The 21,513-nt window shown below is 72.9% G+C and carries 21 protein-coding genes and 1 pseudogene; 11 read left to right on the top strand and 11 right to left on the bottom strand.

Annotation, left to right across the window (positions count from 1 at the left end; translation table 11 throughout):
* Window positions 1-19: 19 nt before the first annotated feature.
* Window positions 20-1,240, bottom strand: a complete 1,221-nt coding sequence (locus ACGFRB_RS31810) for an acetyl-CoA C-acetyltransferase (protein ID WP_363003191.1) — start codon at window positions 1,238-1,240, stop codon at window positions 20-22.
* A 485-nt stretch (window positions 1,241-1,725) separates the two neighbouring features.
* A pseudogene (locus tag ACGFRB_RS31805) lies at window positions 1,726-2,700 on the bottom strand (SGNH/GDSL hydrolase family protein); the annotation flags it as partial.
* 269 nt (window positions 2,701-2,969) lie between these two features.
* Here ACGFRB_RS31805 and ACGFRB_RS31800 point away from each other — a divergent pair.
* Complete coding sequence (locus ACGFRB_RS31800) at window positions 2,970-4,358, top strand: cystathionine beta-synthase (RefSeq protein WP_361231459.1); 1,389 nt, start codon at window positions 2,970-2,972, stop codon at window positions 4,356-4,358.
* A 429-nt stretch (window positions 4,359-4,787) separates the two neighbouring features.
* On the opposite strand, the gene ACGFRB_RS31795 is transcribed toward ACGFRB_RS31800, so the two are convergent.
* Window positions 4,788-5,231, bottom strand: a complete 444-nt coding sequence (locus tag ACGFRB_RS31795; RefSeq protein WP_393247980.1) for a hypothetical protein — start codon at window positions 5,229-5,231, stop codon at window positions 4,788-4,790.
* Between the two features lie 195 nt (window positions 5,232-5,426).
* Between ACGFRB_RS31795 and ACGFRB_RS31790 the strand changes: the two genes are divergently transcribed.
* Window positions 5,427-6,260: a MurR/RpiR family transcriptional regulator gene (locus ACGFRB_RS31790; RefSeq protein WP_361231465.1), complete on the top strand. Its 834-nt coding sequence runs from the start codon at window positions 5,427-5,429 to the stop codon at window positions 6,258-6,260.
* A gap of 125 nt (window positions 6,261-6,385) precedes the next feature.
* Here the strand turns inward: ACGFRB_RS31790 and ACGFRB_RS31785 are convergent, their stop codons facing one another.
* From ACGFRB_RS31785 to ACGFRB_RS31760, 6 genes are all read right to left on the bottom strand, one after another.
* Window positions 6,386-6,757 (bottom strand): hypothetical protein, encoded by a 372-nt coding sequence (locus tag ACGFRB_RS31785; RefSeq protein ID WP_361231467.1) that lies wholly within the window; start codon window positions 6,755-6,757, stop codon window positions 6,386-6,388.
* A gap of 125 nt (window positions 6,758-6,882) precedes the next feature.
* Window positions 6,883-7,374, bottom strand: a complete 492-nt coding sequence (locus ACGFRB_RS31780; protein ID WP_363003196.1) for a roadblock/LC7 domain-containing protein — start codon at window positions 7,372-7,374, stop codon at window positions 6,883-6,885.
* Window positions 7,374-8,120, bottom strand: a complete 747-nt coding sequence (locus tag ACGFRB_RS31775; RefSeq protein ID WP_363003198.1) for a transcriptional regulator — start codon at window positions 8,118-8,120, stop codon at window positions 7,374-7,376. The genes ACGFRB_RS31780 and ACGFRB_RS31775 overlap by 1 nt, the downstream gene beginning before the upstream one ends.
* A 242-nt stretch (window positions 8,121-8,362) precedes the next feature.
* The gene (locus ACGFRB_RS31770) at window positions 8,363-8,767 is read right to left on the bottom strand and encodes a roadblock/LC7 domain-containing protein (protein WP_363003200.1); all 405 of its coding nucleotides are present in this window, start codon (window positions 8,765-8,767) and stop codon (window positions 8,363-8,365) included.
* A gap of 328 nt (window positions 8,768-9,095) precedes the next feature.
* Window positions 9,096-9,575, bottom strand: a complete 480-nt coding sequence (locus tag ACGFRB_RS31765) for an SRPBCC family protein (protein WP_363003202.1) — start codon at window positions 9,573-9,575, stop codon at window positions 9,096-9,098.
* A 37-nt stretch (window positions 9,576-9,612) separates the two neighbouring features.
* Window positions 9,613-10,968 (bottom strand): diaminopimelate decarboxylase, encoded by a 1,356-nt coding sequence (locus ACGFRB_RS31760; RefSeq protein WP_393247977.1) that lies wholly within the window; start codon window positions 10,966-10,968, stop codon window positions 9,613-9,615.
* A gap of 104 nt (window positions 10,969-11,072) precedes the next feature.
* On the opposite strand from ACGFRB_RS31760, the gene hutU reads away from it, so the two are divergent.
* The 5 genes from hutU to ACGFRB_RS31735 all read left to right on the top strand — a co-directional run bounded on the left by hutU (window position 11,073) and on the right by ACGFRB_RS31735 (window position 17,408).
* Entirely contained in the window at window positions 11,073-12,815 is a 1,743-nt protein-coding gene (gene hutU / locus ACGFRB_RS31755; protein WP_393247975.1) for a urocanate hydratase, read from the top strand.
* Window positions 12,816-12,832: 17 nt separating this feature from the next.
* Window positions 12,833-14,035 (top strand): allantoate amidohydrolase, encoded by a 1,203-nt coding sequence (locus ACGFRB_RS31750; RefSeq protein WP_393248034.1) that lies wholly within the window; start codon window positions 12,833-12,835, stop codon window positions 14,033-14,035.
* Between the two features lie 128 nt (window positions 14,036-14,163).
* Window positions 14,164-15,480, top strand: a complete 1,317-nt coding sequence (locus ACGFRB_RS31745) for a formimidoylglutamate deiminase (protein ID WP_393248032.1) — start codon at window positions 14,164-14,166, stop codon at window positions 15,478-15,480.
* 14 nt (window positions 15,481-15,494) lie between these two features.
* A complete protein-coding gene (hutI, locus tag ACGFRB_RS31740; protein WP_393247973.1) occupies window positions 15,495-16,742 on the top strand; it encodes an imidazolonepropionase in 1,248 nt (415 codons plus the stop codon).
* A 21-nt stretch (window positions 16,743-16,763) separates the two neighbouring features.
* Window positions 16,764-17,408, top strand: a complete 645-nt coding sequence (locus ACGFRB_RS31735; RefSeq protein ID WP_393247971.1) for a VOC family protein — start codon at window positions 16,764-16,766, stop codon at window positions 17,406-17,408.
* Window positions 17,409-17,448: 40 nt separating this feature from the next.
* Here the strand turns inward: ACGFRB_RS31735 and ACGFRB_RS31730 are convergent, their stop codons facing one another.
* Window positions 17,449-17,871: a hypothetical protein gene (locus ACGFRB_RS31730; RefSeq protein ID WP_393247969.1), complete on the bottom strand. Its 423-nt coding sequence runs from the start codon at window positions 17,869-17,871 to the stop codon at window positions 17,449-17,451.
* A 345-nt stretch (window positions 17,872-18,216) separates the two neighbouring features.
* Here ACGFRB_RS31730 and ACGFRB_RS31725 point away from each other — a divergent pair, with 345 nt between their 5' ends.
* The gene (locus tag ACGFRB_RS31725; RefSeq protein WP_393247967.1) at window positions 18,217-18,516 is read left to right on the top strand and encodes a hypothetical protein; all 300 of its coding nucleotides are present in this window, start codon (window positions 18,217-18,219) and stop codon (window positions 18,514-18,516) included.
* Window positions 18,517-18,640: 124 nt separating this feature from the next.
* Window positions 18,641-19,093 (top strand): GNAT family N-acetyltransferase, encoded by a 453-nt coding sequence (locus ACGFRB_RS31720; RefSeq protein ID WP_393248030.1) that lies wholly within the window; start codon window positions 18,641-18,643, stop codon window positions 19,091-19,093.
* 237 nt (window positions 19,094-19,330) lie between these two features.
* On the opposite strand, the gene ACGFRB_RS31715 is transcribed toward ACGFRB_RS31720, so the two are convergent.
* Window positions 19,331-20,281 carry an RNA polymerase sigma factor SigF gene (locus ACGFRB_RS31715; protein ID WP_393247965.1) on the bottom strand — a complete coding sequence of 317 codons (951 nt, stop codon included), beginning with the start codon at window positions 20,279-20,281 and terminating at the stop codon, window positions 19,331-19,333.
* Between the two features lie 185 nt (window positions 20,282-20,466).
* Here ACGFRB_RS31715 and ACGFRB_RS31710 point away from each other — a divergent pair, with 185 nt between their 5' ends.
* The gene (locus ACGFRB_RS31710) at window positions 20,467-20,832 is read left to right on the top strand and encodes an STAS domain-containing protein (protein WP_393247963.1); all 366 of its coding nucleotides are present in this window, start codon (window positions 20,467-20,469) and stop codon (window positions 20,830-20,832) included.
* 117 nt (window positions 20,833-20,949) lie between these two features.
* Entirely contained in the window at window positions 20,950-21,378 is a 429-nt protein-coding gene (locus tag ACGFRB_RS31705; protein ID WP_363003222.1) for an ATP-binding protein, read from the top strand.
* Window positions 21,379-21,513 lie beyond the last annotated feature (135 nt).

Below are 21,513 nucleotides of genomic sequence, written 5' to 3'. Positions count from 1 at the left end.
CCCTACCCTCCGCTCCGGCTCAGCTCAGCCGCTCGATCACCATCGCCATGCCCTGGCCGCCACCCACGCACATCGTCTCCAGGCCGAACTGCTTGTCGTGGAACTGGAGGCTGTTGATGAGGGTGCCGGTGATGCGGGCGCCGGTCATGCCGAAGGGGTGGCCGACGGCGATGGCGCCACCGTTGACGTTGACCTTGTCCAGGTCGAAGCCCAGGTCGCGGTAGGACGGGATGACCTGCGCGGCGAAGGCCTCGTTGATCTCGACCAGGTCGATGTCGTTCGTGGTCAGACCGGCCCGCTTCAGGGCCTGGTTCGACGCCTCGACCGGGCCGAGGCCCATGATCTCGGGAGACAGGGCGGAGACGCCGGTGGAGACGATCCGGGCCAGCGGGGTCAGGCCCAGCTCGCGCGCCTTCGTGTCGGACATGATCACGAGCGCGGCGGCGCCGTCGTTCAGCGGGCAGCAGTTGCCGGCGGTGACCAGGCCGTCGGGGCGGAAGACCGGCTTCAGGCCGGAGACGCCCTCCAGCGTGACGCCGGCGCGCGGGCCGTCGTCCTTCGACACGACCGTGCCGTCCGGCAGCGTCACCGGGGTGATCTCGCGCTCCCAGAAGCCCTTCTTGATGGCTTCCTCGGCGAGGTTCTGCGAGCGGACGCCGAACTCGTCCATGTCCTGGCGGGTGATGCCCTTCCAGCGCGCCAGGTTCTCGGCGGTCTGGCCCATGGCGATGTACGCGTCGGGGACGATGCCGTCCTCACGCGGGTCGTGCCAGGTGGAACCCTCGGACGCGGCGACGGCGGCCGTACGGGCCTCGGCGTCGGCGAAGAGCGGGTTGTGCGTGTCCGGCAGCGAGTCCGAGTTGCCCTTCACGAAGCGGGAGACCATCTCGACACCCGCCGAGATGAAGACGTCGCCCTCGCCCGCCTTGATGGCGTGCATGGCCATCCGCGAGGTCTGGAGCGAAGAGGAGCAGTAACGGGTGATCGTGCAGCCCGGGAGGTGGTCCATGCCCATCTGCACGGCCACGATCCGGCCCAGGTTGTTGCCCTGCTCGCCACCCGGCAGGCCACAGCCCAGCATCAGGTCGTCGATGTCGCGCGGGTCCAGCTCGGGGACCTTGGCGAGCGCGGCCTGGATGATCGTGGCGGTCAGGTCGTCGGGCCGCAGATCCTTCAGGGAGCCCTTGAAGGCCCGGCCGATCGGAGAGCGGGCGGTCGAGACGATGACGGCTTCGGGCATCACAGCTCCAGAAAAATGCGGAGTGGGTGGACAGAAAGGGAAGTTACCCGTACGTACCGCGCGGGTCACCGGGCTTGGCGTGTGATGCGGGCCTCTTTTCTAAGCGCTCGCTCAGTAGTCCTGTCTCAGGAGTCCTGGGGGAGGGACGTCTCCTGTCCTGCGGACGCGCCCCCGTCCGTACCCGGTTCCCCGGGCCCGGTCCTTCCGGATCCGTCGGGCTCCTTGCCGTACTTGTCGCACTTCTTGGAACCGCCGGGGCCCTGGGATTCGTTCCCGGGACCGGTGCCGCCCGCTTCCCCGGTCCCGGTCCCACTCCCGGCCCGGTCCTCGTGCTCCGCCGCTTCGCCCTCCCCCTCCTTCTTCTCTCCCTTCCCGCTCTCGTGCCCGTGCCCGAAGCCGAGCCCGTGCCAGTGGCCCTTCCCCTTCCCGTCGCCGTGCCCATTGCCGTGCCCATGCCCATGCCAGTAGCCGTTCCCGTTCGGTACCGGGATCCGCCACCGCCTGCGGTGCTTGAGCAGGGCCCACGGCGTGCGGGTGGCCGCCACCTCCGTACCGGCCACCTCCGTGCCCGCCTCGCTCGCCGCCTCGGCCGCCGCCAGCGCCACCGGCAGCAGGGTCTCGTGCCGTGCCGTCTCGATCCGCTCCGGCTCCGGCCAGATCGACAGCGCCGCGCAGACCGTGGGCAGGACCGCCATCGCCGCCGTCGCGTAGCCCTCGGCCGACGGATGGAAGTTGTCCACGCCGAACATCTCGCGCGGATTGGCCTCGAACTCCGGCCCCAGCAGGTCGCCCAGCGACACCGTCCGCCCGCCCTGTTCCACGACCACGATCGTCTGGGCCGCCGCCAGCTGCCGGGAGGCCCGCCGGGCCAGCCAGCGCAGCGGCTGGTAGACCGGCTCGATCGTGCCGAGGTCCGGGCAGGTGCCGACGACCACCTCCGCGCCCGCGGTCCGCAGCCGCCGGACGGCCGCCGCGAGGCAGCGCACCGACTCGGTGGCGGGCACCCGGTGGGTGACGTCGTTCGCGCCGATCATGATCACGCACACATCCGGGGTGCCGGACGGTGGCCCGGACAGCAGCAGGGACACCTGCCGCTCCAGATCGTCCGAGCGCGCCCCGGGCAGGGCCACCACCCGCAGGTCCACCGGCCGCTCGGCCACCGCCGCGAGGCCGGAGGAGAGCAGGGCGCCGGGGGTCTGCCCGGTGCGCCGTACGCCCTGACCGGCCGCCGTGGAATCACCCAGAAGGGCCAGCCGCAGGGGCTCCTCGGTGTCGTATGACCGCCCGTAGCGCCCGTCCGGACCGGGGGGCAGCGGTGCCACCCCGTTGCCGACCGACCGCCGGGCCAGCGCCGCCTCGGCGAGCAGCACCCCCACCGCGGCGACCCCGAGCAGCCCGATGCCTCCGCCGCCGTACGCCGCTCCCGCGGCGATCCGCCGTGCCACCCTCGCCCTGGACATCGGGGCCGTCACCTCCCGTGCGTCGTGGTGCGGCCGTGAAGCGGCCGCCATGCCGTCGTGAAGCTGTGATGCCTGAAGCTGTGATGCCTTCGTGCCTTCGTGCCTTCGTGCCTTCGTGCCTTTGTGTCTTCGTACCGTGCGGCCGTCGTGCGGTTGTGATGCCGTACGGCGGTGAAGCCGTCTTGACGTGTACTGCCCCGGAAGCGGCTCCACCTACGCATTCCAGCGAATACGCTGGCTGCACCATTACGGAGACCCCGGAGACTACGGTGCAATTCCACGATTCGATGATCAGCCTCGTCGGCAACACCCCGCTGGTGAAGCTCAACAACGTGACCGCCGGCATCCAGGCGACCGTCCTGGCCAAGGTGGAGTACTTCAACCCCGGCGGTTCGGTCAAGGACCGCATCGCGGTCCGGATGATCGAGGCTGCCGAGCAGAGCGGTGCCCTTCAGCCGGGCGGCACCATCGTCGAGCCGACGTCCGGCAACACGGGTGTCGGCCTGGCGATCGTGGCCCAGCAGAAGGGCTACAAGTGCATCTTCGTCTGCCCGGACAAGGTGTCGACGGACAAGATCAACGTTCTGCGGGCGTACGGCGCCGAGGTCGTGGTCTGCCCGACCGCGGTCGACCCGGAGCACCCGGACTCGTACTACAACGTGTCCGACCGCCTCGTCCGTGAGACGCCCGGTGCCTGGAAGCCCGACCAGTACTCCAACCCGAACAACCCGCGTTCGCACTACGAGAGCACCGGCCCCGAGCTGTGGGAGCAGACGGAGGGGAAGATCACCCACTTCGTCGCGGGCGTCGGCACCGGCGGCACCATCACCGGCACCGGCCGTTACCTGAAGGAGGCCAGCGGCGGCGCCGTCCAGGTCGTGGGCGCGGACCCGGAGGGCTCGGTCTACTCCGGCGGCTCCGGCCGCCCGTACCTGGTCGAGGGTGTCGGCGAGGACTTCTGGCCGACCGCGTACGACCAGAAGGTGACGGACCGGATCGTCGCCGTGTCCGACAAGGACGCCTTCCAGATGACCCGCCGCCTCGCCAAGGAGGAGGGCCTGCTCGTCGGCGGCTCCTGCGGCATGGCGGTCGTCGCCGCGCTTGAGGTCGCCAAGGAGCTGGGCCCGGACGACGTGGTCGTCGTGCTGCTCCCGGACTCGGGCCGCGGGTACCTTTCGAAGATCTTCAACGACGAGTGGATGGCCGACTACGGCTTCCTGGAGGACACCACCTCCGCCACCGTCGCGGACGTGCTCGGTCACAAGACGCACGGTCTGCCCTCGCTCGTCCACATGCACCCGGACGAGACCGTCGGCCAGGCCATCGAGGTGCTGCGCGAGTACGGCGTCTCCCAGATGCCGATCGTGAAGCCGGGCGCCGGCCACCCCGACGTGATGGCCGCCGAGGTCGTCGGTTCGGTCGTCGAGCGCGAGCTGCTCAGCTCGCTGTTCAACCAGAAGGCCTCCCTGGAGGACCCGCTGGGCGACCACATGTCCGCGCCGCTGCCGCAGGTCGGCTCGGGCGAGCCGGTCGCCGACCTGATGGCGGTGCTCGGTGACGCGGACGCGGCGATCGTCCTGGTCGAGGGCAAGCCGACCGACGTGGTCAGCCGTCAGGACCTGCTGGCCTTCCTGGCCGCGAACCCCGGCGTGAAGTAAGCGGTACGAGCGGGAGGAGCCGTAGGCGCGGTTCCGGCCCGTACGGAGCGGGGCGGCGCGGGCCTTCGGGCGCGCCGCCCCTTTCCGTACCCGCTGTACCCGCTGTACCCGCCGTACGCGTGCGGCGCGGGCGCGTGTGCGGTGTGCGCATGCGTGTTCGCGTGAACGGAACGCGCGCGACACACGTCCGCAGCGCACGCGTAACAAGGCGGCGGGAGAGTAATCCCTGTCGGCGTCACGGACCTCCGGAGCGGCTCCCGGACCTCCATGGACGCCGGCGGACGCGGGTCACGGCCCTGACCCGGGCCCGGCGTCCGCTCGGGGGGACCGCCGTCGTCCCGACCTCTGCGCTCGCGCAGGGGGCGGCGGTCCCCACGCCGAGTCCGGCCCGGCCCTCGGCCCCCATCCCACCGCAGGCCTTGGCGGGACTCAGAAGGGGCAGTCGTCGAGCTGTTCGTTCGTGATGCGGTTTCCGGCCTTCAGTCCGTCAGGGAAGGCGAACGCGACGCACCGGAAGGAATCCTTCTTCCCCGGCACGGCGTACTTCACCACGAGGCGCGGTGGCCGGTGGTTCTCCCCCTCCCTCTCCATCCGTCGCTCCTCACCCGCCGCCCAGGTGATCTCCGCGTCGGTCAACTTGCCGTCTTTCAGCGCTTCCTGGAGGCGGAACCGGGTCAACCCCGCCTTCTTGCCGAGCGTCACTTGCTCGTCGGACGGCTGGGGCCGGTCGAAGAACGCCGGCACGGCGTAGGCGAACCACACGGCGACCACCACATACGCCAGAGCGGCCAGGCCCAGGACCGCGCCCACGCACCCGACCAGCCACTTCGCCAAAGGGGCCGCCCCGGCGCGCGGGCCCGGCTCTCGCGTCATGTCAGGAGCCCCGTGTATCCGTGTATCCGTGCGTTCACGCGGTCGCTCATCGCCGGAGCGTAGCCCGGCGTCCCCGCGTCCCCGCGTTCTCGGGGCAGAAAGCGGAGTCGGCGCCGCGCACCCCGCTGACTGCATATGCTTATGCAGAGTTCTTGGTGCGTGAATATTCGGCGGGTGGAAGGGGATGGGGACGGCATGAACGACAGCCCCGCTGGACGGTTGCAGTCACTGTTCGAAGGACACCGGCTCACACCGACGCAGCGGCGGATCGCCCACTGCATGGTGCGCAGGGCCGCCGACGTGCCGTTCCTGTCCAGCGTGGAGCTGGCCGAGCTGGCCGGGGTGAGCCAGCCGTCCGTCACCCGGTTCGCGGTCGCGCTCGGCTTCGACGGCTACCCCGCTCTGCGCCGGCATCTGCGCGAGAGCGTCCCCGCGGCCCCCGAGCGGACCACCGGCCACAACGAGTACCAGCAGGCCGTGCTCGGCGAGATCGAGAATCTGCGGCACCTCGCCGAACTGCTCGCCGACCCCGCGCCCGTCGAGCGGGCCGGCCGTCTGCTCGCCGCCTCCCGCCCGCTGCCCGTCCTCGGCCTGCGGGCCGCCTCCTCGCAGGCGCGCGGCTTCGCGTACTTCGCGGGCAAGGTCCATCCGGACGTACGGCTGCTCGACGAGGGCGGTTCGATGCTGGAGGACCGGATCGACGCGGCGGTACGGGCCGGGGCGTCGGCGCTGCTCTGCTTCGCGCTGCCGCGCCATCCGCGCGAGGTCGTGGACGCGCTGGCCTTCGCCCGTACGGCCGGGCTCACCGTGGTGACGGTCGCCGAGTCCGCCTTCGCGCCCGTCGCCGCGCACAGCGATCTGCTCATCCCCGCCGCCGTCGGTACCGGCCTCGCTTTCGACACGGCCTGTGCGCCGATGCTGCTCGGGCGGGTGCTCCTGGAGGCGATGGCGGACGAACTGCCGGACGCGCAGGCGCGGCTTGAGGAGTTCGACGCGCGGGCGGCGGCACGAGGTCTGTTCACCGACTGAGGCGGCCGGATCGGCTGGGTCGACCGAGTCGGCCGGAGCGGCCGTGCCCCCGGCCGGTCGGCCGGCTCATCGCCGACCGGCCGGGGCCACGGCCCGCGGGCACCGGGCCCGCCCTGGAGCCGGACTCAGATCTCCAGCTCGTTCTCGATCTTCTTCAGCTGGTGGCGGGCCATCGCCAGGTTCGCCCGGCTCTTGTCCAGCGCCAGGTACAGGAAGAGGCCGTTCGCGCCGCGCGTCTTGAGCAGCCGGAGCAGGTGGTACTGGCTGCCCAGGGTGATGAGGATGTCCTCGATCTCGTCGTTGAGACCCAGCATCTCCATCGCGCGGACCTTGGCCCGGACGACGTCCGTGTTGCCGGCCGCCGCCACGTTCAGGTCCAGGTCCTTGCCGCCGCCGATGGTGCCGAGGGCCATGCCGCTCGTGTAGTCGACGAGCGCCGCGCCGATCGCGCCTTCGATCTGGGCGGCTTCCTTGAGGGAGGTCTCGGTGTTCGCCATGGTGTGGTTCCGTTCTTCTTTCCGTGGGATGGGTGTGCGTTCTCGGTGTGCGATCGGTCAGGTCAGGGCGGGGTGGGCCGGCCGGGTCCGCCGCGTGAGCGGTGAGGCGTGGCGCCGGCCGACGGTCAGGGGGCGGGGCGGTCGACCGGCCGCTGGGGCAGCCGGCCGGCCGGCGCGGCGGGCCGGGTCTGCTCTCTGCGGTCCAGCGCGCCGTCGACGAGTTCGGCGATCCGGGCGCTGGACCGGCGGGCCTCCAGATGGAGCCGGCCGACGTTGATCCGGGGCTCGGCGAGCAGCGTCAGGACGGCGGCGCCGCCCGCCGCGTACGTCGCCACATAGCCGTTCTCGCCCCGGACGAGCAGCTCCTTGAAGCCGCCCTGCCCGGTGGTGTCCGCGAGCCGCTGTCCGACGCCGAGCGCGGCGGCGGTGAGCGCGGCCACGCTCTCGGCCTGGTTGCCCACGGTGTCCTGGGCCAGGACCAGTCCGTCGATGCTGGCCGCGAGTGCCCCGGTGAGCTGGGGCAGCCGGGCCCGCAGGCGTCTCAGCTCGCCGAGCACCTCGGCCTCGGCAGTCATCATGTGTCTCCTCTCGGCGCGCAGGCGCAGGGCACGCCTCATCACAGGGCTGCCTCCAGCGCGTCGCGGAGCCGGCGGAGCAGGGCGATGTCGGGGTCGGGCGTGGCGACCTCGCCGACCCAGGCGGGCACCAGGGGCGGGGTGGGGGGCGCCGCTTCGTAGGGGGTTTCCACCAGACCGGCCGCGGCGAGCCGTCGTACGTCCAGCAGTGTGTGGAAGGCGGGCCGGCCCAGGACGCGGGCGATGTCCGCCGGGGTGCGCGTCCCGTCGGCCGCCGCGAGCAGCGCCCGGTGCCGGGTGCCGACCGGCTGTCCGGGAGCGGGCGGGCGGGGGACCACGGGGGCGGTGTCGACGGCGGGGTACGGCCAGACGCTGTCGAGGAGTTCGCGGCGGCGGACCGTCTCGCGCTCCACGGCCTCGGTGTCGACCGGGCGGACCGTGCCGAACCAGTGCGCCGCCCCGGGGCGGAAGCGGGCCGGGCCGCCGGCCGGTCCGAGGGCGAAGAACGCGGCGTCGTAGACGGCGCCGAGGTGGCAGATCTCCAGCTCGCCGTCGTGCAGCCGGCCGCTGTCGACGAGATGGCGGCCGACGGCGCCGCGCGCCCCGGCCTGGTTCACGGCGTCCTCCCACCCCTCGCGGGGCAGTCGGCCGGCGGCGGTGAGCAGTACGTCGACCCCGGGTGAGCTGGGGCTTTCGGCGTGGACGATCCGGCCGTCGACGAAGTAGACGGTGCCGTGGTCGCGCAGCAGGGCGCCGGTGGCCTTCTCGGCGGCGAGCCGCAGCAGCATGGGCGAGACGGGGGTGGCGGCCTCATGCTGCTGCGGCTCGGGTGAGGGGGAAGGTGAGGAGGAGGGCGAGAAAGCGTGCCGGGGAGCGGAAGTGGAAGTGGAAGCGGGAGTGGGAGCAGCGGCGGGGAGGGCCGCGGGCACGGGAGTCGCGGGGAGGGGGAGCGGGAGGGGTGCGGGGAGGGCGAAGGAGGTCGGGGTCGCGGGGGCCGGGACGCGGACCGGGCGTATCGGGGGCAGGGCGCTCATCCGAGGACCAGCCTCTCGGCGAGGTCGCCCAGTTTGATGCGGGCGAGGGCGAGGTTGCCAGTGGAGCGGTCGAGCCAGAGATGCAGGAAGACGCTGCTGTCGAAGTCGGTCTCCACGAAGCGGATCACGTGGTAGCCGACCCGGGTGCTGACGATCAGGTCCTCGACCGGAGGGGCACCGGCTTCGGGGGGTAAGGAGTCGGCGTCCGTACCGGCCGGTGACTCGAACTCGGCTGCCGCGCGCGCCAGTTCGGCGCTCTCGGCGGCGGTCGTCTCATGGTCGCCGACCGGGGATTCGCCCGCCGATCCGAGGGCCAGGCCACTGGTCCAGTCGACCAGCCAGGCCCCGCGTGCCCCCGGCAGGCTCATGGCCTCCTGTAGGCACTCGTCGATTCCGGGCACGCGAGATCCCCTCCCGATACGGCGTGCGGGCGTAAGGCAGTAACGGTGACGCTACTCAACGTCGCGCTCCCGGTCAGGAGTTCTGGCATTTTCCAAAGGAATTTGTCAGCGGACAATCATGAGGGGATCGGCATATAACCGAAACGCACACATGTTCCCGGGCCTCACCATCCTCGGTCGCGCGGCCCGCGGCCCTGCGATCCTCAGCCCGGGCTCAATCCGGCCTCGGCCCGGGCGGCCTCGGCGCCAGGGCCCTCGGCCCCGAAATCCCGGCCCGAGCCCTCGGCGGCCCCCGGCCCTCCGGCGCCCCTTCGCCCCCCCGCGCCCCTCAGCCCCGGGTCTCCACCGCCCGCGCGATCTCCTCCAGATCCCGCGCGAGGGCCCGCGCCGTCACCCGCGTCCCCAGCCGCCCGAGGATCCGGGTGAGAGGTGTCGGGGCGCGGTCGTGGCCGGGGCGGGCCGTGTACGTCAGGCGCAGGGTGGTCGCGGTGGCGCGGGCGTGCGGCCCGTCGGGGGCGAGGGCGAGTTCGCGCGCGTAGTGCATGCCGGCCGAGTCGGCCACCGTGACGAACCGCTCGGCCGGCTCGCACACGGTCACCGTCAGCTCCTTCGTGGCCTGCCGACCGAGCGTCCGCCGGGTCTCGCGCCAGCGGGTGCCGACCGCGAAACCGCCCACGGTCAGCACCTCGACCCGGTCGACGGCGGACAGCATCCGCGGCAGCTCGGGCAGATCGGTGACCATCAGCCAGACGCGTCCGGGGGAAGCGGCCACCTTGCGCTCCACGACCACCGAGGTGCTTGCTGTCATGGGTCCATGGGAGCACCGCCGTCGCTCCCGCGCAGGGCTATGACGACAACGCGTCCGGCCGGTCGCCACCCGATTCGGCCACGATCTGGTCGAGGGTCTGGGCCCGGCGGACGGTGCTGAAGGCGACGCCGCCCTCGTCCGTCGGGGTGAATCCGTACACGGCGGTCCGGGGCAGGCTGTTGTACGCGTAGTGGTGGGCGAAGTAGTACGCGCCGGTGTCCAAGATCGCCACCACGTCGCCCGGCCGCAGCGGCGGCAGCGCGCGCCCGGTGGCCAGCAGGTCCCCGGCGAAGCAGGCGGGCCCGGCCACGTCCTGCGCGACCGGCGGCTCGCCGTGCCGGGGGCGGCCCTCCGCGTCGTACGCGAGGATCCGCAGCGGCCAGGACTCCGGGGCGTAGACGGTGCGGGTGGCGAGCTGGACGCCGGCGTGGGTGACGGCGATGGGCCGGCCGCCGGAGGTCTTGGTGTACTCGACCCGGGCCAGGATCGTGCCGTGCTTGGCCAGCAGCGACCGGCCGAACTCGGTGACCAGCGCGTACCGTCCGTCGAACAGGCCGGGGACGGTGGCGGCGAGCTGCCCCGCGTACGTGGCGTAGTCGGGGGTGTCCTCGTCGGAGGCGAAGTTCACCGGGAGCCCGCCGCCGATGTCGAGGGTGTCGATCTGCCGGCGGCCGGCCCGTTCGTTGATCTCCTCGGCGAGCGTGTGGGCCGCCTTGACGCCCTCGGCCATGAGGGGGAGCGGGACGCCCTGCGAGCCGGTGTGGGTGTGCAGCCGGGTGAGCCAGGGGCGGTCCAGATACGCCTGGACGACGGCCTCGCGGGCGCCCTCGTCGCGCAGTGCCACACCGAACTTGGAGGTGGCGGTCGCGGTCGACAGGGCCCCGATCGCACCGGCTCCGACCTGCGGATTCACCCGCAGTCCGATGGGCGGGACGGCCGCTGCCGTGTCCCGGACGAGGGCGTCGAGCCGGGCCAGTTCCTGGAAGTTGTCGGCGTTGACCGCGATCCCGAGGGCGAGGGCCTGGCGCAGCTCGTCACGCGTCTTGGCGGGGGAGTCGAGGACGGTACGGGACGGGGGCACCCCGGCCGCCCGGGCGAGGGCCAGCTCGCCGGGGCTCGCCACCTCGGCGCCGAGCCCCGCCTCGTACAGCAGTCGCAGGACGGGGACGAGCGGGGCGGCCTTCACGGCGAAGGCGTGCAGCACCGGGGCGTCGGTGACGGCGGCGAAAGCGCTGGTCAGGGCGGCGGCGGAGGCGCGGATGCCGACGGTGTCGAGGAGTGCGACGACGGGTTCGGAGGCGGAGAGGAGTCCTTGGGCGACGGCGGCGCGGACGGCGCGGTCGCGAGCGTGTTCCCGGCGGTTCGGCGAGGTCGTTCCGAGGGAGGAGGTCATGAGGGCATCCCACCACCGGGCGGGTCGCCCCCGCAGCTGTTGACTAAGTCTATTCAGCGGTCCAGGATGTGAATACCAGAGTGAATAACCGAGGAGGCCACGCCATGTCAGGACCCCGCCCCGTACGAGCCCCGCGCGGTACGGAACTGAGCGCCCTGGGATGGCAGCAGGAAGCCGCCCTCCGGATGCTCCAGAACAACCTCGACCCCGAGGTCGCCGAGCACCCCGACAAGCTCGTCGTCTACGGCGGCACCGGCAAGGCCGCCCGCGACTGGCGCTCCTTCGACGCCATGGTGCGCACCCTGCGGACGCTGAAGCAGGACGAGACCATGCTGGTCCAGTCCGGCCGCCCGGTCGGCGTCATGCAGACCCACGAGTGGGCCCCGCGCGTCCTCATCGCCAACTCCAACCTGGTCGGCGACTGGGCCAACTGGGAGGAGTTCCGGCGCCTGGAGGCCCTCGGCCTCACCATGTACGGCCAGATGACCGCCGGTTCCTGGATCTACATCGGCACCCAGGGCATCCTCCAGGGCACCTACGAGACCTTCGCCGCCGTCGCCGCGAAGAAGTTCGGCGGCACCCTGGCCGGCACCATCACCCTGACCGCCGGCCTCGGCGGCATGGGCGGCGCCCAGCCGCTCGCCGTCACCATGAACGACGGCGTCGCGATCTGTATCGACTGCGACCCGCGCGCCATCGAGCGCCGCATCGAGCACCGCTACCTGGACGTCAAGGCCGACAACCTGGCGCACGCGCTCCAGCTCGCCACCGAGGCCCGCGACGCCCGCCGCCCGCTCTCCATCGGCCTCCTCGGCAACGCCGCCGAGCTGCTGCCGCGGATGCTCGCCGAGGGCGCGCCGATCGACATCGTCACCGACCAGACCTCCGCCCACGACCCGCTCGCCTACCTGCCGGTGGGCCTCGCGTTCGAGGACATGGCGGACGCCGCCGCCAAGGACCCGGCCGGCTTCACCACCCGCGCCCGCGAGTCCATGGCCCGGCACGTCGAGGCGATGGTCGGCTTCATGGACGCCGGCGCCGAGGTCTTCGACTACGGCAACTCAATCCGCGGCGAGGCCCAGCTGGCCGGCTACGACCGGGCGTTCGCCTTCCCCGGCTTCGTCCCCGCGTACATCCGTCCCCTCTTCTGCGAGGGCAAGGGCCCGTTCCGCTGGGCCGCCCTGTCCGGCGAGGCCTCCGACATCGCCAAGACCGACAAGGCGATCCTCGACCTCTTCCCGGAGAACGAGTCGCTGCACCGCTGGATCAAGATGGCCGGCGAACGCGTCCACTTCCAGGGCCTGCCCGCCCGGATCTGCTGGCTCGGCTACGGCGAGCGCGACCGCGCCGGCGAGCGCTTCAACGACATGGTGGCCTCCGGCGAACTCGCCGCCCCGCTCGCCATCGGCCGCGACCACCTCGACTGCGGCTCCGTCGCCTCCCCGTACCGCGAGACCGAGGCCATGCTCGACGGCTCCGACGCCATCGCCGACTGGCCGCTGCTCAACGCCATGGTCAACGTCGCCTCCGGCGCCTCCTGGGTGTCGCTTCACCACGGCGGCGGCGTCGGCATGGGCCGCTCGATCCACGCCGGCCAGGTCACCGTCGCCGACGGCACTCCGCTCGCCGGCGAGAAGATCCGCCGCGTGCTCACCAACGACCCCGGCATGGGCGTCATCCGCCATGTCGACGCCGGGTACGACATCGCCGAGCGGGTCTCCGGCGAGCGCGGCGTCCGCGTCCCGATGCGCGAGGGCGAGGGCGACGGTGCGGGTGGCGGCGAGGCCGGTGCTCAGGCCGGTGCCGGTGCCGGCGCTCAGGCCGATGGCTCCGAGGTCTCCGCGTGAGCGCCTCCTTCCACGCCATGTGGACGTCGCTGCGGCCGCTGGGCCGCTGCGACGCCTCGGGCGGATACCGCCGCTACGCCTGGACCGGCGCCGACGCCGACTGCCGTCTGTGGTTCCGGATGCAGGCCGAGGCCCGCCGTCTCGACGTCGAGACCGACCGCAACGGCAACCAGTGGGCCTGGCTCGGCGACCCCGCCGCGGGCGACGCCGTCGTCACCGGCTCCCACCTCGACTCCGTACCCGACGGCGGCGCCTTCGACGGCCCCCTCGGCATCGTCTCCGCCTTCGCCGCGCTCGACGAACTGCGCGCCCGGGGCGTCTCCTTCAAGCGCCCCCTCGCCATCGTCAACTTCGGCGACGAGGAAGGCGCCCGCTTCGGCCTCGCCTGTGTCGGCTCCCGCCTCACCTCCGGGCAGCTGACGAAGGAGAAGGCGTTCGGGCTGCGCGACGCCGACGGCATCGGCCTCCCCGAGGCGATGGCCGCCGCCGGATACGACCCCGAGGCCATCGGCCCCGACCCCGAACGGCTCGCCCGGATCGGCGCGTTCGTCGAACTCCACGTGGAACAGGGCCGCGCCCTCGATCTGTCCGGCGACCCCGTCGGCATCGCCTCCGCCATCTGGCCGCACGGCCGCTGGCGGTACGACTTCCACGGCGAGGCCAACCATGCCGGCACCACCCGGCTCGTCGACCGGCACGATCCGATGCTGCCGTACGCCGAGACCGTCCTCGCCGCCCGCCGGCAGGCCGAACTCGCGGGCGCCGTCGCCACCTTCGGCAAGATCGCGGTCGAGCCCAATGGCGTCAACGCCATCCCCTCCCTGGTCCGTGGCTGGCTCGATGCCCGCGCCGCCGACCAGGAATCCCTGGACACCGTCGTCGCCGGCATCGAGACCGCCGCCCGCGAACACGCCGCCCGCCAGGGCGTCGACCTCGCCGTCGTCCGCGAGTCCTTCACCCCGGTCGTGGAGTTCGGGCACGCGCTGCGCGACGAGATCGGCCGTCTGCTCGGCGAGGCGACCGGCGCCAAGGTCCCCGTCCTCGGCACCGGCGCCGGACACGACGCGGGCATCCTGTCCGCCTCGATCCCGACCGCCATGCTGTTCGTCCGCAACCCCACCGGCGTCTCCCACTCCCCGGCCGAGTCCGCCGCCGAGGACGACTGCCTCGCCGGGGTCCGCGCACTCGCCGACGTACTGGAGGGCCTCGCGTGCCGGTGACCCCGCCCCCGACGCCGCCCGTGGCACCCGCCACGACCCCGTCCACAGCCACGGCCCCGTCCGCAGCCACGGCCCCGACCGCCGGCGCGGCCCCGGCTTCGGCCCCGACCGGCGCCACCACCTACTGGCTGGAGCACGCCTGGATCGACCCCGTCGTCGAACCGGGCGTGGCCCTGGACGTCGCGGGCGGCCGGATCACGGCCGTCCGCACGGGCGTGCCGACCCCGCCGCCCGGCGCGCAGGTGCTGCGCGGCCTGACGATCCCCGGCCTCGCCAACGCCCACTCGCACGCCTTCCACCGGGCGCTGCGCGGCACCGTCCAGGTCGGCTCCGGCACCTTCTGGACCTGGCGCGAGGTCATGTACGACATCGCCCAGCGCCTCACCCCGGACAGCTATCACGCCCTCGCGCGGGCCGTGTACGCGGAGATGGCGCTCGCCGGCATCACCGCCGTCGGCGAGTTCCACTACCTCCACCACGCCCCCGGCGGCCGGCCCTACGCCGACCCCAACGCCATGGGCGAGGCCTTGATCGCCGCCGCCGGCGAGGCCGGTATCCGCATCACCCTCCTCGACACCGCCTATCTCTCCTCCGGTTTCGGCGCCGCTCCCGAGCCGCACCAGCTGCGCTTCAGCGACGGCACGGCCGACGCGTGGGCCGCCCGCGCCTCGGCCCTCAAGGAGCGCGACGGCGTCCGGATCGGCGCGGCCGTCCACTCCGTACGCGCCGTCCCCGCCGACCAGCTCGCCACTGTCGCCCGCTGGGCCCAGGACCGCGAGGCGCCCCTGCACGTCCACCTCTCCGAGCAGACCGCCGAGAACGACGCCTGCCTCGCCCACCACGGCCGCACCCCGACCCAGCTCCTCGCCGACCACGGCGTCCTCGGCGCGCGGACCACCGGCGTCCACAACACGCATATGACGGACGGCGACATCGCGCTGATCGGCGCGTTTGCCACCGGCACCTGCATGTGTCCCACCACCGAACGCGACCTCGCCGACGGCATCGGCCCGGCCGCCGCCCTCCAGCGGGCCGGCTCCCCCCTCTCCCTGGGCAGCGACAGCCACGCCGTCGTCGACCTCCTCGAAGAGGCCCGCGCGATGGAACTGAACGAGCGCCTGCGCACCCGTACCCGAGGCCACTGGACCGCGGCCGCGCTGCTGCGCGCCGCCACGGCCGACGGCCACGCCGCCCTCGGCTGGACCGAGGCCGGCCGCCTGGAGCCGGGCGCCCTCGCCGACTTCACGACGATCGCCCTCGACTCGGTCAGGACAGCCGGGCCCCTGCCGCGTCTGGCAGCCGAGACGGCGGTATTCGCAGCGTCGGCCGCGGACGTACGGCACACGGTCGTCGGCGGGCGTACGGTCGTACGGGACGGGGTCCATACGTCCGTCCCGGACGTGCCCGGCGTCCTCGCGGACTCGATCGCCGCTCTGCGCGGCTGAAGGAGACACCTCTCATGACCACGGGCCCCGAGGCGAGGAACAGCCCGGCGGCGACCCCCGGCCCCACGAGCGCGAACAGCGCCGTGGCGACCGCCGCCACCGCCATCGTCAACATCGCCAGTCTCGTCACCAACGACCCCTCCCTCGGTGATGGATCCCCCCTGGGCCTGATCCAGGACGCGGCCGTCGTCATCGACGGCGACCGTGTCGTCTGGGTCGGTGAAACAAGCAAAGCACCCGCCACTGACAACCGGGTCGACGCCGCCGGCCGGGCCGTGATCCCCGGCTTCGTCGACTCCCACTCCCACCTTGTCTTCGCGGGCGACCGGACGGCCGAGTTCCACGCCCGGATGTCCGGCCGGCCGTACGAGGCGGGCGGCATCCGCACCACCGTCGCCGCCACCCGCGCCGCGACCGACGAGCAGTTGTCCGCCAACGTCGCCCACTACATGGCCGAGGCCCTGCGCCAGGGCACCACCACCTTCGAGACCAAGTCCGGCTACGGCCTCACCGTCGAGGACGAGGCCCGCGCCCTGCGCATCGCCGCCGCGCACACCGACGAGGTCACCTACCTCGGCGCCCACATCGTGTCCCCCGACTACGCCGACGACCCCGCCGGCTACGTCGACCTCGTCACCGGCCCCATGCTGGACGCCTGCGCCCCGCACGCCCGCTGGGTCGACGTCTTCTGCGAGAAGGGCGCCTTCGACGGCGACCAGGCCCGCGCCATCCTCACCGCGGGCCAGGCGAAGGGCCTCATGGCCCGGATCCACGCCAACCAGCTCTCGTACGGCCCCGGTGTCCAACTCGCCGTCGAACTCGGCGCGGCCAGCGCCGACCACTGCACCCACCTCACTGACGCCGACGTCGACGCGCTCGCCTCCGGCGACACCGTCGCCACCCTGCTGCCGGGCGCCGAGTTCTCCACCCGCGCCGAATGGCCGGACGCGCGACGCCTGGTGGACGCGGGCGTGACCGTCGCCCTGTCCACCGACTGCAATCCCGGCTCCTCCTTCACCTCCTCCGTCCCCTTCTGTATCGCCCTCGCCGTCCGCGACATGCGCATGACCCCCGACGAGGCCCTCTGGTCCGCCACCGCCGGCGGCGCCGCGGCCCTGCGCCGCACGGACGTCGGCCGCCTCACGGCCGGAGCCCGCGCCGACCTCGTCCTTCTCGACGCCCCCTCGCACGTCCACCTCGCCTACCGGCCGGGCGTCCCGCTGGTCTCCCAGGTCTGGCGCAAGGGTGTACGAGTGGCCTGACCAGCGCTTACGTTGGCGCGCATGAAGATCACCCCGCGCCAGTTCCGCGAATCCGCCGGCACCGAGGACTGGCGGGTCCTCGGCGAAGGAGCCTGCGCCCGCTTCCGTACGGGCTCCTTCGCCGCCGGAGCCCGCTTCGCCGCCGCCCTCGTCGACCTGCCCGAACTGGCCGACCACGCCCCCGACGTGGATCTGCGCCCCGACGCCGTGACGGTCCGGCTGGTCGCGGTGACGGACACCCTCTACGGCCTGACCGAGGGCGACCCCGCCCGCGCCCGCGCCGTCTCGGCCCTGGCCCGCAGCCACGGCCTCACCGCCGAACCGGCCGCGCTCACCGCCGTCCAGGTCACCGTCGACGCCCTGTCGATCCCGGCCGTCACCCCCTTCTGGCGCGCGCTCCTCGGCTACGACCACCGCGCGGGCAGCCCCGAGGACCTCATCGACCCGGCGCGCCGCAACGCCGCCTTCTACTTCCAGCAGATGGACACCCCGCGCCCGCAGCGCAACCGCCTCCACGTCGACGTCTGGATCCCGTACGACGAGGCCGACGCGCGCATCAAGGCCGCCCTCGCGGCAGGCGGCACCCTGGTCACCGACGCCTACGCCCCGTCGCACTGGGTCCTCGCGGACCCGGAGGGCAACGAGGCGTGCGTGGGCACTCTCTGACGCCGTTTCAGGCTGCGGGTGGCGCGGCTCGGGCGGCGCCTCAGGCCGTCCAGAGCCCGCCGCGGCGGTGCCGGGCGGGCGGGATGTCCGCCGCGTCCTCGTCCGCCGTGTACGGGTCGCCGGTGGAGTTCACCAGGCCGGCGACCACGCTCACCCGCGCCCGCAGCCGCTGCCGGGCACGGCGCTCCTCCCACGTGGCCCAGTGCCCGACGGACGGGTCCCGCTGGTAGCGCGGGAACGCGTACACCGCCACCGCCCGCCGGGTCACCCGCGGCGCCGCCCGCCGCCCCTCCCGGGCGGCGTCGGCGCGCTCGCGCGCGTCGTACCGCAGGCCGTACAGCACCAGGGCATGCCAAGGACCGCCAGGACGCTCGTCCCCTCCCTCCCCGGCGGTACGTGCGTGGGGGGTGCGGGGCGTGGGGGTGCGGAACGTGCGGCGGTGGTGGTGGGCGGTGCGCGACATCGAGACTCCTCGGCGGCGACCGCCAGGTCTCTCCTGGCGGGCTACCGGAAGCCGAGAGGCCCGTACGCCCGGAGGATGTCGTGTCCCATCCCCGTGATTCTCCCGCCGGGAAAGCCTTGGCGGGAGGGGTACGGGGCATGTGAGGGTGGCCCGCATGGGACATTCGCGGGTCAAAGCTGTGCGCCGGGCTGGCGGAGATCGAGGAAGAGATCTGGGTCGACACCGTGCTCCCGGACCCCGCGTGGCTGCGGCGAGTGGCGGACGCCGTGTCCGACCTGGTGTTCGAGGGGAACGACGGGGAGGAGTACGACCCCCTGGGGCGAGCCCGAGCCGGCGCGGTTCCCGGTGTGGGCGTGGTCGGAGGAGGCGCCGCCGGACGCCGATCTGCCGTTCCTGGCGGCGGCGGGGGACGCCCCGGCCCTGCTGGGGTGGCGGGGCCGCTGGCCTGGACCGGCCGGAAGCGTGCAGTACGACGGGGTGCAGGTGGTGTTCCATCACGACGACGTCGAACTGGACCCGCGGCGGCGCACCCCCACCCACACCGTCTTCCTGCACGTCCACCGGGACTGCCCGCCCGAGCGCGTTCGCGAACTGGCCGCCCTCGCGGGCTGCGCACCGCTCGGCGAGGCGCGGATCGGCTGGTAGGCGGGGGCGAGCCGAGGGGGACCCGATTCGTGGCTGCGGATCGGCGGACGATCTGCGAGGGTCTCGCGCTGTGACGACTGACGGTGTGATTCTCCGCCGCGCGGGCAGCGCCGACGCGCCCGCGATGGCGGATGTGTGGCTGCGTTCCTTCTCCGCCGCACTGCCCTCGGTGCGCCGCGCGCACGACGACGCCGAGGTGCGGGCCTGGTTCTCGACCCTGGTGGTGCCATCCCACGAGACCTGGGTGGCGGTCGCCGACAGCGGTGTGGTGGGGCTGCTGGTACTCGACGGCGGCGAACTCGAACAGCTCTACCTCGACCCGGCATGGCGCGGGAGGGGCCTGGGTGATCGGTTCATGGCCCTGGCCAAGCGACGGCGCCCGGACGGGTTGGCGCTGTGGACGTTCCAGGTCAACGCGGCGGCGCGACGCTTCTATGAGCGGCACGGCTTTCGCGAGGCCGGGCGGACGGACGGGGCGCGCAACGAGGAACGAGAGCCGGACATCCGCTACGCATGGGGTAGCGGGAAGCAGTACCGGACCGAGGACGCCGTCGCCCCGCCCGCTCCTCTGTTGTGAGATGAGGATCGGCGGCGCGGGCGACGCGCGGGACGGGGTAGCCGTGGCCGGCGAGGTCGCGCATGACGTGGGCCTCGGGTTCCGCGTCGCCACCGTCGTGGTGGCGGTGCGGGACCCGGCCCTCGTACGGCGTCTGGAGCGCGTACACATCGGCGGACCGTCCGGGCCCCGGCAACCCACCCTCAGGGCGGGGAGGTTGGGGCCTGCGCGTTTCGCGCTCCGGCTCCGCCGCTCACGTCATTCCTCCAGCGTAAGTCCCTTGCGCAGCCGCGCCAGTGTCCGGGAGAGCAGGCGCGAGACGTGCATCTGGGAGATGCCCAGCTCGTCGCCGATCTCCGACTGGGTGAGGCCCGCGGTGAAGCGGAGGGAGAGGATGCGGCGCTCGCGCAGCGGCAGCGAGGCGATCATGGGCTTGAGCGACTCGACGTACTCGATGCCCTCGATGCCGTGGTCCTCGTAGCCCAGGCGGTCCGCGAGGGTCGCGCCGTCGGGCTCGGTCTCCTCGGGCGGGGCGTCGAGCGAGCTGGCCGTGTACGCGTTGGCGGCGGCCATGCCCTCGACGACCTCCTCCGGGGAGAGCCCGAGCTCCTCGGCCAGCTCGTCGACGGTCGGGGACCGGTCGAGCCGCTGGGCGAGCGCGTCGCCCGCCTTGGCGAGGTCGAGACGGAGCTCCTGGAGCCTGCGCGGGACGTGCACCGACCACGAGGTGTCGCGGAAGAACCGCTTGATCTCGCCGATGATCGTCGGCATCGCGAAGGTGGGGAACTCGACGTTGCGGGCGAGCTCGAAGCGGTCGATCGCCTTGATCAGGCCGATGGTGCCGACCTGGATGATGTCCTCCATCGGTTCGCTGCGGGTGCGGAACCGTGAGGCGGCGAACTTGACCAGGGCCAGGTTCAGTTCGATCAGGGTGTTGCGGACGTACGCGTACTCGTGCGTGCCCTCCTCCAGTTCGCCGAGACGGGCGAAGAGGGTCTTCGAGAGCGCGCGGGCGTCGTGCGGGGCGATCTCGTCGACGGGAGGGATCGGCGGGATCAGCGTGGTCGAGTCCGACGGGGTCGCATCCGACAGGGCCGACGGGGTCGGCGGCTGCGGCGAGTTCGCCGCGGCCGGCGAGCTCGGGGAGTGCGGAATCGACGGGATCGGCGACGTACCGACGGGTTCCGTGACGTCGAGCCGGGGGGACATGGTCTCCTCCATTGCTGGTCTTTTGCTGCGGTTTGCGGCGCCTCCATGGCCGGCCGTGTGGCGGGTGTCCCTACTAGCCCTACCCAATTCATGGCGATGGTTGCAAGTGGCAATTGTCCGTTTAGAGATGATTTAGGGTGGAGCGCATGTGCGCGGAGAGAGCCCGGACTTGTATGGTTCGACGCATGTACCGCCAGCACATTGGCAGCGCACCCGGGCGATTTCGGGTCGACGTCAGAACCGTGGGGGCGAGCGAGGTGCTCGCCCCGGTGGGTGAGCTCGATCACCACACCGCCGAACTGTTGCGTGCGCCACTCGACCAGGCCCTCGACGAGGGCCGGGTCCGTCTCGTACTCGACTGCTCGGGGCTTGAGTTCTGCGACTCCACCGGGCTGAACGTGCTGCTCGGGGCCCGGCTGAGAGCCGAGGCCGCGGGCGGCGGGGTCCATCTGGTGGCGATGCGGCCCACGGTGGCCCGGGTCTTCGAGATCACCGGGGCGGATGCCGTCTTCACCCTGCACGACACGATCGAATCCGCCCTCCCTGGCTGAACCGGGCCCGCTTCCGGCCCTTGGGTCCCGCGCCGCGCAGCTCGTGCCGCGCGTCGGGCCCGTGATCCCGTCCCGCCTTTCTTGTTGCCCGCGTTGAATCGGTGAGGTGAAGCACTGATGGAGACTGCCTCCGGCGGCCCCGACGTCCGCCAGCTCGCACTCGGGGCCACCGCCGGCACCGTGCCGCTCGCCCGCGACTTCACCCGGACCGCGCTCCACGACTGGGGCTGGCTCCCGGCCGCCACCGCCGACCGCCGGGCCGCCGCCGAGGACGTCCTGCTCGTCGTCTCCGAACTGGTCACCAACGCCTGCCTGCACGCCGAGGGCCCGGAGAGTCTGCGGGTGCTGCGGCTCGCCGAGGTGCTGCGCCTCGAAGTCGTCGACCGGGGCGCCGGTCAGCCTTCCCCTCGCACCCCGCACCGGGCCGGACGGCCCGGCGGGCACGGCATGTTCATCGTGCAGCGCCTGTGCCGTGCGTGGGGGATCGAGCGCACCCCTGGCGCCCCCGGCAAGACCGTCTGGGCCGAACTCGCCGCACCCGCGTAGATCCGGCGTCCCGCGTGGATCCGGCGTCCGGTGTGGATCCGGTGCAGGTTCGGTGCGGGTTCGGCGCAGGTGCGGGTTCGGTGTGGATCCGGTGTGGATCCGGCGGGGGTCCGGTGCGGGCCCGGTGCGGGTCCG

It is taken from the genome of Streptomyces sp. NPDC048718 (genome assembly GCF_043198875.1).
Lineage (GTDB): Bacteria > Actinomycetota > Actinomycetes > Streptomycetales > Streptomycetaceae > Streptomyces.
The sequence above is the reverse complement of the archived record's forward strand: the minus strand, read 5'-3'. Positions and strand labels throughout refer to the sequence as shown.